The 11,315-nt window shown below is 49.1% G+C and carries 10 protein-coding genes; 5 read left to right on the forward strand and 5 right to left on the reverse strand.

Translation table 11 applies throughout. The annotated features are described in order from the left end of the window. Positions 1–81 precede the first annotated feature (81 nt). Complete coding sequence (locus AK963_RS19870) at positions 82–423, reverse strand: competence protein CoiA family protein (RefSeq protein ID WP_175404577.1); 342 nt, start codon at positions 421–423, stop codon at positions 82–84. Between the two features lie 757 nt (positions 424–1,180). Between AK963_RS19870 and AK963_RS19875 the strand changes: the two genes are divergently transcribed. After that, positions 1,181–1,372 (forward strand): hypothetical protein, encoded by a 192-nt coding sequence (locus AK963_RS19875; RefSeq protein ID WP_066017178.1) that lies wholly within the window; start codon positions 1,181–1,183, stop codon positions 1,370–1,372. A gap of 97 nt (positions 1,373–1,469) precedes the next feature. Here the strand turns inward: AK963_RS19875 and AK963_RS19880 are convergent, their stop codons facing one another. The 3 genes from AK963_RS19880 to AK963_RS19890 all read right to left on the reverse strand — a co-directional run bounded on the left by AK963_RS19880 (position 1,470) and on the right by AK963_RS19890 (position 6,458). Next, on the reverse strand, positions 1,470–4,130 hold the full coding sequence (locus tag AK963_RS19880; RefSeq protein WP_066017179.1) for a M14 family metallopeptidase: 2,661 nt from the start codon (positions 4,128–4,130) through the stop codon (positions 1,470–1,472). Between the two features lie 143 nt (positions 4,131–4,273). Continuing rightward, entirely contained in the window at positions 4,274–5,497 is a 1,224-nt protein-coding gene (locus AK963_RS19885) for an ATP-grasp domain-containing protein (protein ID WP_175404578.1), read from the reverse strand. Beyond that, positions 5,487–6,458 (reverse strand): ATP-grasp domain-containing protein, encoded by a 972-nt coding sequence (locus AK963_RS19890; protein ID WP_066017180.1) that lies wholly within the window; start codon positions 6,456–6,458, stop codon positions 5,487–5,489. Before AK963_RS19890 ends, AK963_RS19885 begins: the two co-directional genes overlap by 11 nt. 288 nt (positions 6,459–6,746) lie before the next feature. Here AK963_RS19890 and AK963_RS19895 point away from each other — a divergent pair, with 288 nt between their 5' ends. Next, complete coding sequence (locus AK963_RS19895) at positions 6,747–7,838, forward strand: M20 family metallopeptidase (protein ID WP_066017181.1); 1,092 nt, start codon at positions 6,747–6,749, stop codon at positions 7,836–7,838. A gap of 146 nt (positions 7,839–7,984) precedes the next feature. Here AK963_RS19895 and AK963_RS19900 read toward each other — a convergent pair whose 3' ends face one another. Continuing rightward, positions 7,985–8,287 (reverse strand): isoamylase early set domain-containing protein, encoded by a 303-nt coding sequence (locus AK963_RS19900; protein WP_066017182.1) that lies wholly within the window; start codon positions 8,285–8,287, stop codon positions 7,985–7,987. A 441-nt stretch (positions 8,288–8,728) separates the two neighbouring features. Here AK963_RS19900 and AK963_RS19905 point away from each other — a divergent pair, with 441 nt between their 5' ends. From AK963_RS19905 to AK963_RS19915, 3 genes are all read left to right on the forward strand, one after another. Continuing rightward, on the forward strand, positions 8,729–9,514 hold the full coding sequence (locus tag AK963_RS19905; protein ID WP_083232791.1) for an ABC transporter permease: 786 nt from the start codon (positions 8,729–8,731) through the stop codon (positions 9,512–9,514). After that, on the forward strand, positions 9,511–10,164 hold the full coding sequence (locus tag AK963_RS19910; RefSeq protein WP_066017184.1) for an ABC transporter ATP-binding protein: 654 nt from the start codon (positions 9,511–9,513) through the stop codon (positions 10,162–10,164). Before AK963_RS19905 ends, AK963_RS19910 begins: the two co-directional genes overlap by 4 nt. A gap of 100 nt (positions 10,165–10,264) precedes the next feature. After that, positions 10,265–11,314, forward strand: coding sequence for a KpsE/RkpR family capsule polysaccharide export protein (locus tag AK963_RS19915; protein ID WP_066017185.1), 1,050 nt, complete (start codon positions 10,265–10,267; stop codon positions 11,312–11,314). The last annotated feature ends 1 nt before the right edge of the window (position 11,315 follow it).

Here is an 11,315-nt window from a genome sequence, read left to right on the forward strand (position 1 = left end):
GTCCTCTCGATTGGTCATGGCGCTGCTCCCTGCTTGATACCAACAGGAAAACAATCGGCCAGAAAAGGGTTAATCGGGAGGTCAAATTAAACTGGTGTTTTGAAGACTTATTACATCGGTGATGACAAGTTTAATATTATATTGTGGTGTGCTTATTTTTTGGACTAAGTTTTTAGCCACAATTTCTATTATGTAATGTCGACAGCAGCTGAAAAAAGATAGCTCACAAGCTTTGATGGGCTTATCTTCAGCATCTTTATCATGTGCAAAGTGCCATGAATTTTTCTGTCCATGTCTAGCTAAAACACCTTGTTTGCAACTTGGGCACAGGCACTCGCATTTTTTACCACGTTCAACATTACCTACTTCGACATAACTTCCGGTTTTCTTATCAATTGCGAATGGTATGAGAACAGCTTGCATAGTTTTTGTTACTTTATAGTGAGGTAGCATTTAACACGTTTTATACACTGCTGCTATATAGTAACTTATTTAAAAAAAAATGGTATTTTTGGCTGCATGGAGGTGTCCACCAAAGTGACCAATAAACACTTTTAACAAACCCAAATGGACACTTTTTGTTTTTCTGGGTCTAGCTAACCTGTTGATATATAAAGAGTATGTCCAATATTGTAAGGATTCGAATCCCTCTATCACCTACATGATCCGATGTAAAATGTGACCCTCTTATGAACTGAGATTCCTGATTGACATAAATTTGTCGTATAGTCTTCGCTCAGGTGTCGAAAAAAGCTGCCTGTAACCACTAACAGCCATTAATGGTTGTACTAAAGTGCATTCCTAACTTATTGATATACATATAACTCATTGAAAGCAAAGGGGGTATCCTTACCCTGTTGTTAATATGAAATATCCGGGTTAACTACTACCAGCACAAAAAACGGCGTTTTACCTGAGCCTGACTGGATAGCATGCTGTCAATTGTTCACCGCCCTCCTGGTGTGATGATCAGGATGGATTTGAATAATTGACAGCCAGCCGGACCAGTGGAGGATTGACAGGACAGAGTGCGGGGTTGGTCAGTAAGACCTCCTGTACCTGAAAACCTTGATTACAATGATGAATAGGGATCGATTTGCTGTATTAGATGAGATAGCTGTACGTTCTAATTAAATTCGATGATCAGGAACTGGCTTTCATAAGGTAATACAGGTGTATCATGATTGATCTTGATATTGAAACTCCCTCCAAAAAACAGCAGTGCAAACAACTGATGCTGGACATTTTCGGACCAAAGTGCGCCGCGCGGGTTGATGAGATGACCGAGGCGGAGTGCGTGGATAAGTGCAAGGAGAAGGTGCGGTCGTTATTGGGTGATCATGCGGTCAGGCGGTTTGAGTGCCTGGATTAACTCGCGTGTTCTCTCGCCGCTGTGAACTGATATAGCCATATGGTTATGGCCATATCACAGTCCGGTTAAGCGGTTATGGCGTTCTCGCCGGGTGTGCTCAGTGAAGTTCCAGTGATAACCGTTCTTCCTCTTCCTCCTGAGTTTCCGGAATATCATCCTCCACCAGTGTGATTACTTCATCCAGACTGAACAGTACTGTGGCCGGTACCGAGTAGTTGGGTACATTATCATAGCTGAACACCGTATAGTATTTTGGGATATTCGGATTGCCGAAGTCATCCAGAGTGTACTCATCCTGGCCGGCATAAAGCTTGATACCATCCATGGGGGAGCGGGGGGGATGAAAACGGTTGCGAACCACATAGCATCCGACAAAATCCGGGTGGTCGGGTTTTTTCCAGGTCAGGCGAACCTTATTGTTTTCAACCGTTGCAGAGAGGTCAGTGGGGGCGGGCAGTGGATGTTTCCGTCGTTCAATGTAATGAATCACCAGCTGCGCTGATCCAGCCTCTTCCTCATCGTGCCAGTCTATAATGGCATTGCTTTCGGCCGATGGTGTTGTCGGGCGAACCACCAGATGAACCGGTTTTTCAGCCGCATGCAGTTCCTCCAATATTGCACGGCAGTAACTGTCAAACATGAACTGATGACTAACGTTTTCTTTCAGCTGGGCATTGCTCACTTCGTAGCCGACATACTCAATTTGCTGGCGATCACGGATACTGGCATGGTTCAAGTCTTTAAGCTCCACCAGTTCCATGGTGAAGCGAAGGTCCTTACGGGTCTTAAGCTGGTTTTTGGCGGTCAGTTGTACATAGGCTGAGGTGATCACAGTACAGTCCGGATCGGGCAATTCACTAAGGTCGAAGCTGAGATCCCCGTAAATCTTGTTGCCCCGGCCATCAAATCCGGATAACAGCTTGCCCGATACCACCTCGCTCTCGCTGATGGTATGTAAGGCCGAGGGCATAAGGGGCAGTGACTGACTGTCTCGAGTGTAAATGATCTCCAGACTGGGGCGGTAATGGATGCCGCCACCAAAGCGGCCATAGCCAATATCAAATTGCATGATCTGTGAATCATTTCCCGGTGGCAGGTGATCAGGCCCTTCAATCCTGAGAATCAGCTGACCCTGATCAATCTGTTGCTGCAGCAGACGGCGTTCCACTTCGGTGAAAGACCACTCTGTCCATATGCCCTGGGTCAGCCTGTCGGATTCGATGGCGTCACCCAGTGTCTGCAGCACATTGGCTTCGGTAATCTGCACGTAGCTGCTGAGATCATTTATAGTGCTGGCATCAAGCATGGAGACCGACCACTCTCCGAATTTTTCGATCTTGGCATTGACCCGGTTCATTGGGTAAAGCGAGAACGAGGCTTTCTTGATCGAGGCATCGGGCGGGAGCCGGTCCAGATTGAACGAGACAATCCCGTAGCAACACCCCTTGCGACGATTAATGCCGACAAACAGGGAGTTGTAGCCAAAATGGCTGGCGTTCAGTCTGGTGGTTTTTTCGCCGACATAACCCACGTCATTTTTCGCTGGAAAAAGTGTGTACAGAAACTCATCACTGCCCAGTAGCGTTCGGACCTTGAGGGTTGGTGTGAAGGCAGAGTGGATTCCTGTCACCTGGTCCACAACCCGAATGTTGTAGAAGTAGCGTTGTCCGCTTTTCAGTTGGGCATCGGTATAGCTGAGCGAGCGGGTTACGGCGATTCGATGGTCGGCAGTACACGGGCTTTTGGCACGTTCACTGCGGTAAATCTCAAAATAGCAATCGTCCAGTCGGTCGTAATTCCAACACAGCGTGATATTGCTGGAACTGATGGCTTCAGCAGTTAAACTGTCCACCCTTGCTGGTGCGTGCTTTGAGTAGTTAATGGCAGAATCCAGTGCATGTATCAGTGCAGGAATGTTCTCTTCAACACTCTGGGACATGTTTACCAGATAATCCGGGATGTTGCGTGTTCCTACCTCCACCACCGTGGCCAGAATTCCCCTGCTGTAATAATACTCCCGACCACTGCCGTGAATCAGATTGAACGGTGGCTTGCCGCGATGGATGCCATATTGCCGCCCTGTGACCTTGCGAATCTCATTGGCCATATTGGCACAGAGAATATTCAGGTCAGCGCCCTCGATCTCCTCCTCATGATTAAATTTGTGTGCAGGGAAGAAAACATTTCCCTGGGAGTGATAATCAAGCGCAATGGTAATGTTGGGGTGGCTTTCTACGAAATCCCGCATGGCCCGGGTTTCAGGCTCGGAAAAAGCGTCAGGTCCCCCATAGATATTGGAGCTGGTGTCGCTGTTTTTACGAAACCGGATCGGGAAGTTTCGATTAAGGTCCACACCAAAGGTGCCATCGCCGTTGTTCCGCCGGTTTTTTCGCCAGAAGGAGAAGTGGTTCCGTGAGTACTCGAACCCATCCGGGTTCAGGCAGGGCACCATATACAGGGTATTGCGTGTCAAGGTGCTTAATAGATGCGGGTCTGTCCGGTAGTTGGTAATGACGTGGCGGACAAAGCGGGTGGCCAGTTCAATGCCGATCCATTCCCGGGCATGGATAGTGCCGGTGTAAAGCAGTGCCGGCTTTTGATCCGCGTAGGCTACATCACGGGAAAGGGTGACCATCATGATGGGGCGCCCTTCACCGGTTTCTCCAATGCTCTGCACACGGATCAGGTCAGGATGATCTCCCATCGCCTGCTGCAGGAAGTCAATGGTTTCCTGATAGGAAATGTATTGTTGTTTCATAGGGGTACTTGTTGTTATTCGGGAAAGAGGCCGTCAGGCAGGTACCGTTTTATGATAACAGTGCCTGCCCGCAGCAGGATAGATACAACAGTAGGTTAGCCGGGCTCGCAGGCGTCCCGAAGTCAGCCTTATCTCAACAGAGCCTAATGCAGGCGAGTCATCTGCTGACTAACCTCAACAGAAACGTTCGTTACTTCCTCGCCGCCCAGGTCCGCAGCCTGAATCTCCCGGATTCCGGGCTGCAATGGTGGTGTTGCCCGAGGGCGGTAATTGTCCTGTCGGTTCCATTGCTCACTGGGCCACTCTTCACCAGGGAGCGTCACGGTACCCAATAGCGGGTAGTCATCAACGCTCATGCGGTGAAAGGTTTCTCCGGTATCGGTCATGGCCTGGGCATCGTGATAGTGGCCGAAGGTAATATGGCGCATGACGCGCAACACCGGGGATGAGATTTTGCCGAGTTCTTCCCAGTTGTACAGAGGGATATTCGGGTAAGGCATCCGTCCCGAGGTCAGCTCGGCCATCAGGTACTGGCCGATCCAGTCACGAATGTACGGGAACGCGGCAAAAGCGGTAGCGCATTCCAGTATCCGGTATTCATCATCATGGCTTACGGCAATATCACAGGCCCAGTATTCGGCATTGGCGGCCTTTGATGCACGGACAGCCAGGGCCAGTGCTTCATCCGGTACTCCCTGATAATCCATGGTGCCACCCTGGGAGGTGTTGGTCAGCCACTCGCCCTCCGGTGGACGACGCCAGAATGCGCAGACTGGCTTATGGCCTATCAGCATGACCCGGATATCGGCCTTCATGGGAATGAAATCCTGAAGGTATACGGGGTAGTAGCGCTTCCGCTCCAACAGCTCCAGGGCTTCTGATGCGCTGTCTACCTTGTGAACGTAATACCCACCGTAATTGGATGGCCCATAGGAACGTTTGATGATCTTTGGGAAAGAGGTCCTGCCCAGGAACTCACGGGCTTCATCCATCTCATAAAAAATGCGGGTGGCCGGTACGGGAAGCTGATACTTCTCACAGAAGTGCGTGACATTCTCCTTGGACTTGTTGGCAAACTGACTGTCCAGAGAGGGAATAAATCGTACTTCCGGCAGTTCCCGGGCAATATCCCGGAAAGTCTCGTAAGCGGTCGCTGGAATATTGCCGATCAATACCTCAATTTTTTTACGTTTTACCTCATGAATAAAACGCTGTTTGTCATTGCCCCAGTGGTAAACGACCGATTCAATTCGGTCAGGCCATCCCCTGAAGTTGGATTTATCGAAAAAGCGCAAGACATGGTCAAGGTACAACAGACCGATAACCGGGCGTTTTTCCGGGCTAGCGTGCCGGTGTTCAGACCTCATGTTCAGCAGTTCCTGTCAACTCAAGTCCAGTGGTTTCCGGGGTGCCTATCAACCGTTTAACCGTGATCTTTCGTTCAATCAGGTCAACAATTTTTTCGATCTTACGGTCATTGAAGTCGAGGCCGAAGGCTTCCTGGTCAGGCGTAGCAAAAGCCGGAATGCCATTGACTTCAAGTACCACATACTCTTCCCGGTCCCGGTCGTAAATCAGGTCAACCCCGGCAATCTCCAGTCCGGTAATTCTGGCGGCTTCCAGGGCGAGGGTAACGACTTCGTCGTTTGGCTCGCGCAGGATAACGCTGCCACCACTGGTAATATTGGTTTTCCAGTCGTCCTTAGGGGCCTTACGGCCGTAGCAGCCGACAAATTCGCCGTCAACAATGTCAATTCGGTAGTCGGTATGATCATTATTAATATAGCGTTCAATAAAGAAATGCTGCGCTGTCAGCTGGTTCATAAATGGCTGCAGCATATTCAGGGCATTCTCATTCTCAAGGCGAACCAGACCGGTTCCTCCCCAGCCGTTGGTGGGTTTATAAACGGCACGGCCTCCCCATGCAGCCATGCTGGCCTTGAGCTGATCCAGATTGTTGTGGTGACACAGGCAGTAATCCGGTGTGTAGACACCATTACGCTGAAGAAGGTGGGTGGTCTTGAATTTATCTTCAGTCAGGGCGAAGGCCTGATAGTTATTAATGATGGGGATAAGCCGGTCCAGCATTTCATACAGGTACATCTGGTACTCGGTCTGCTGACCTGCGTTGTAAGAATAGAACAGGTCCAGTTCTTCCATGACCACGCCGTTGCACATGATTGAACCGTTATGGGCCATGGCCTGCGCAAGATCAAGCCCGGTGATGGCATTGATATCCCGTTCGCGCAGTTGTTCAACCAGCTTGCGTTGGATGGTATCACCACCACCATTCTGGTAGAGCCAGATCCCTACGGTGTGCTTTGTCATGATCAATTCTCAGGAAAAATGTAGTAAAGAACGAGGTCTTTCTTGATACGCACATTAATCCGGCAGGCATGTTTTACACCGGTTCATGGTATCAAGCGGGGTAAATATACTTGGGCATTTACGGTTTGCTAATGGTCTTGCAGGTATTTTGCGCAGTCCATGATATGGGTCAATCAATGGTGCTGAAATGGCGATAAAGTCACTTAATAAACCCGATACAATCCCCCCGAAATACGAAGCAGGTGTTCTGTTTCATCATATTATTAACCCCAATCATGAAGATCAGCAGTGGACTTTAAAGAACTCGCCTCACTAATTGACATTAACAGTCATACCGGCAACAAGGCTGGTGTTGACGAATCGGGGCAAATGATTGCCCATTGGATGCAAGCGCTGGGATACAGAACGGATCGTCATTCACGGGAAACCATCGGTGACCATCTGCTTTTTTTATCGGATAAAAGACCCGGCAGAAAATTGCTACTGCTGGGACACCTGGATACGGTCTTTCCCAAGGGAGAGTTCGAGGGGTTTCGGGAAGATAGCCAGTGGATTTATGGACCCGGCGTTTGCGATATGAAAGGCGGCATCTATCTGGCCTTGAGTGCGCTGCGTAACATCCACCGGGAAACCGGTGCGATCCATAACATTGATATGCTGCTGGTCAGCGATGAAGAGACGGGCAGTGATGACAGCAAATTACTCACCAGCCGTATTGCGGATCAATACGATGCCTGTCTTGTCCTGGAGGCGGCCGGGCAGAATAACGAGGTGGTAACGGCGCGCAAAGGGGTGGGTACGGTTTATCTGGATCTGACCGGTCTGGCTGCCCATGCCGGAAATCATTACCAGCAGGGGCGCAATGCTAATTTAGCGGCTGCGCATTTACTGATTGCCCTGACAGAACTGACGGATCTGGATAAAGGTACAACGGTTAATGTGGGGAAAATCTCCGGAGGTATTGGAGCCAATACCATATCACCGAAAGCACAGATGGCGGTGGAGTTTCGTTTTACCTGTACCCGGGAGCGGGACAGGGTGCTGTCCGCTATTGATCAACTGATCAGCATTTCTCCTGTGGACGGGGTTGAAATTGCCATGACTGGCGGTTTGCAAAGGGATGTTATGGAGAGTAACCCTTCTCAGCAAGCGCTGTTGGAGGAAATTCAAGATATTTTAGGATACGCGTTGCCGGTAGAGCATCGTGGTGGGGTCAGCGATGCCAATACCATTGCTTCTGCGGGTGTACCAACGCTGGATGGTTTTGGCCCGTTTGGCGATGGTGATCATACCCAAAATGAGAGAGCGTGTAAGATCAGTTTTAATCTGCGGCTGGAACAGATGACCCGGATTCTGCGACACTTTCGTGGGCAGGAGTGATCGTGCGACAGAGGGTTGATGTTTTTTGATCTTTTCTGCGGTATTGGTCATTTGCCTCAGCGGCATCATTCTGTACGAAAGTTGTTAGAGAAAACCCCATCATTACCCGATGATCGTAAAAGAGGGGTGACGGGGTTTTCTTTTAATTACTTCTTGATTTTTGTGTAGACCACACTGTTATCGCTGCCATAGGGGTTGGGCACGTAGTCATCCGCGTTATGGTCGTTCTCCCAGGTGGTCTCATCCAGCAGATAACGGAAATGGAAGGCTTTGTCGCCGGGCAGCTTTACTTTGGTCCGGAAGGCGTTCTCTTTTTTATGGTATTTCATGGTGACCGGTTGCCACTGGTTAAATTCCGCAACCAGCGACACGGACTTGATGCCCGGTTGAGTAAACTCAAACGTCACTTCGGTTTCCGCTGTTTTTTTGATCGTTTTTTTCTTCAGCATGGACAGTCAATCCTCAAGGTTTTCACGGCGTAAGTGTCTACGTTACAGCGATCATTAATAGTGATCAAATCAAACATGATATGGCTGTTTCTTGATGATCTGACGTGTTTTCGTCTGTTATTTGTTGGTTGGGGTTGAGCGGCATACCCAATGAATTTCAAGTTGCTACGCGGCGGCAAATGAGCAAAGCCATGGGGGCATAGAAATACCATGTGGCCATTGAGAGCGAGTGCAGTCAATAAAGTAGCAACTTGAAAGGCGACGGGTATATATGCGGTAGTTGTGCCGGGAAGATATGGAGTAAGTCACAATATATCCTTTTAAATACGGATTTTCTTATACTCTTTCCTGATATAAAGTGCCTCCATTTTCACTGTTGGCCTCCTCAACACGTCCAGCCAATTATGAATCCTATCCGTCAGGGAGCTGAAACATTCAACAATGACCATGCAGCAACGTACGTCCTGGCAAATCCAGAAAGCCGTTATCCATGCCCTGTTAATTCGTGAGCTGAAAACCCGGTTTGGGCAGTATCGTCTGGGCATTGTCTGGGCTCTGTTGGAGCCGCTGATGCAAATCCTGTTCTTTATGGCCATGTTCTATTTTCAGGGTCGGACATCGGTGGGTGGTTTGGATCTGCCGGTCTTTCTGGCCACGGGCATGGCACCTTTTCTCTATTTTAATAAAGTGATCAGCCAGTCCATGGGGGCGGTGAGTGCCAATCAGAATCTGTTTATTTACCGGCAGGTACGGGTTTTAGATGCTTATCTGACCCGTTTTATGCTGGAGGCAGCTATTGCTTTTTTGACGCTGGTCACCATTCTGGTCGGGAGTTGGTGGCTGGGCTATCAGGTGGTCGTCATAAATAGCCTGAAGTTCCTGCTGCTCTTCGCGCTGATCAGTCTGTTTGCATTTGGAACCAGTCTGGTCTTCGGTGTGTTTAATGCACTGTATCCGGAAGTGGGCAAGTTTATCCCGGTTATTTTACGACCACTGTTTTTTATCTCCGGTACCTTTTTCACCATTAACGATATGCCGCCGTCACTGCATCCTTACCTGCTGTGGAACCCGCTGTTGCATACCTTTGAGCTGATGCGTTCCTGTTTTTCAGCTCATTACAACACATCACTGGTGAGCATGGAGTACCTGATGATCTGCACGCTGGTGGCGATGACCCTGGGCATGCTGATGTATCGGGCCAACTGGCGCAGGATGCTGACCCGATGATTGAGTTTAACAACGTCACCAAATATTTCCCGACGCCAAAAGGTCGTCATTACATTTTGAAGGATGTGAACCTGACCCTGCCGGGGGATAAAAATATCGGTGTGTTTGGCGCCAATGGCAGTGGCAAGTCAACATTGATGAATCTGCTGGCGGGCGTTGACCAGCCTAATCGTGGCAGCATCCGTATTAAGGGCAATGTTTCCTGGCCATTGGGTCTGTCCGGTTATCAGGGCAGTATGACTGGCCGGGAGAACGCCGAATTTATCTGTCGGGTCTATGGCAATGGCCAGCAGGAAGTAAAGGAAAAACTGGCCTTTATCAAGGCGTTTTCCGAGATTGGAGACTTTTTTGAAATGCCACTGAAAACCTATTCATCCGGCATGAAGTCAAAGTTTTCCTTTGCGGTCAGCATGGCCTTTGATTTTGACTACTACCTGATCGACGAGCTGACCTCGGTAGGCGACAAACGTTTTAAAGAGAAATGTCAGCAGGTGTTCGATGACAAGAAAAATCGGGCCAATTTCCTTTTTGTCTCCCATAACCTGAACGAACTGAAGCGGCAGTGCGATATTGGTATCTATATAAAAGATGGGAAAATACACGTCCATAACAGTATTGATGATGCCATTTCCGCCTATAACGCCATGTAACGCTCAAACGTTAAACCGTTTAAATGTTAAGCGCTTCATCGTATTCCCATGTTCAGTCATGGGAAGGCATAACCCGGATTTTTGATTAAGCAGTATGTCTATGAACCAACCGTTAACAGCAGCAGATGCGACATCCGACGCGTCTGTTGATCCAGTAAAAGCCGATCCGGTTAACCGGCAAGGTAGAAAAACCATTGAAACTTTGAAGTTATTGAAGAACCCTCAGAACCGTGCGAACTTTGTGCCACCGATACCAAAAAAAGTACAGCAGCACCCATGGTTTAAGTTGGCTCGCAAGCATCTGTTCCACCGTCAGGTAGGCCGATGGTTTGCGTTGATGGTGATACTGCCCTGGCTGGCCTGTGCCCTCTACTATATCGGGTTTGCGTCGGACCGGTTTGTTTCCGAAGCGAGCTTTATGGTGGAGAAAAACGACGGCGGGCAATCTGTCAGCGGTTTCAGCCTGATGGGTATTACGCCACAGGCGGGCAATGATCAGCGCATTGTAGAGACCTTTATCCAGTCGCCGGATATGCTCAACCATCTGCAGGAGACCCTCAACCTGCGCCAGCACTATGTGGATGAACCGGACTGGCTTTCACAGTTAGGAAGCGATGCCAGCTACGAAGACTTCCTTCAATACTACCGCGATCATATTTCGGTTCGGTTTAATGCAGAAACCGGCATGCTTAACCTGGAAGTGCAGGGTTTTACCCCGGCGTTTACCCAGCAGCTGGCCAAACAGGTGCTTTCCCGCAGTGAAGCCTTTGTTAACGAGATCAGCCATGCCCTGGCTAATGAGCAACAGGCCTTTGTCCAGAAAGAAGTCGTGCTGGCAGAGCAACGGTTGAAGGTGGTGACTGCGGAACTGCTGGCGTTCCAGAGTGCCAACGGTTTGCTTAGCGCAACTGACCAAGGCGTGGCACTCAGTGGCATCCTGAACGAATTGCAAGCAGAACTGGTACGCAACCGTACCGAGTTGCAAACCCTCTCGTCTTATCTGAACGGCAATTCACCCAAGGTTATACCAATTCCATTTTTAAATTATGAAATAACAGCCCATGAACGGGAGCATAGACTTTTCAATCGGCCAACTTCAGAAAGTAATTCATTCCATGCCTCACAGCATTTATTGATAATATCTTCATAGT

Source organism: Endozoicomonas atrinae (genome assembly GCF_001647025.1).
Taxonomy (GTDB): Bacteria; Pseudomonadota; Gammaproteobacteria; order Pseudomonadales; family Endozoicomonadaceae; genus Endozoicomonas; species Endozoicomonas atrinae.

What these genes read in the sequence shown, in the direction of transcription:
- AK963_RS19870 (WP_175404577.1), bottom strand. Translation starts at nt 423, where the DNA reads ATGCAAGCTGTTCTCATACCATTCGCAATTGATAAGAAAACCGGAAGT.
- AK963_RS19875 (WP_066017178.1), top strand. Translation starts at nt 1,181, where the DNA reads ATGATTGATCTTGATATTGAAACTCCCTCCAAAAAACAGCAGTGCAAA.
- AK963_RS19880 (WP_066017179.1), bottom strand. Translation starts at nt 4,130, where the DNA reads ATGAAACAACAATACATTTCCTATCAGGAAACCATTGACTTCCTGCAG.
- AK963_RS19885 (WP_175404578.1), bottom strand. Translation starts at nt 5,497, where the DNA reads ATGAGGTCTGAACACCGGCACGCTAGCCCGGAAAAACGCCCGGTTATC.
- AK963_RS19890 (WP_066017180.1), bottom strand. Translation starts at nt 6,458, where the DNA reads ATGACAAAGCACACCGTAGGGATCTGGCTCTACCAGAATGGTGGTGGT.
- AK963_RS19900 (WP_066017182.1), bottom strand. Translation starts at nt 8,287, where the DNA reads ATGCTGAAGAAAAAAACGATCAAAAAAACAGCGGAAACCGAAGTGACG.
- AK963_RS19905 (WP_083232791.1), top strand. Translation starts at nt 8,729, where the DNA reads ATGACCATGCAGCAACGTACGTCCTGGCAAATCCAGAAAGCCGTTATC.
- AK963_RS19910 (WP_066017184.1), top strand. Translation starts at nt 9,511, where the DNA reads ATGATTGAGTTTAACAACGTCACCAAATATTTCCCGACGCCAAAAGGT.
- AK963_RS19915 (WP_066017185.1), top strand. Translation starts at nt 10,265, where the DNA reads ATGAACCAACCGTTAACAGCAGCAGATGCGACATCCGACGCGTCTGTT.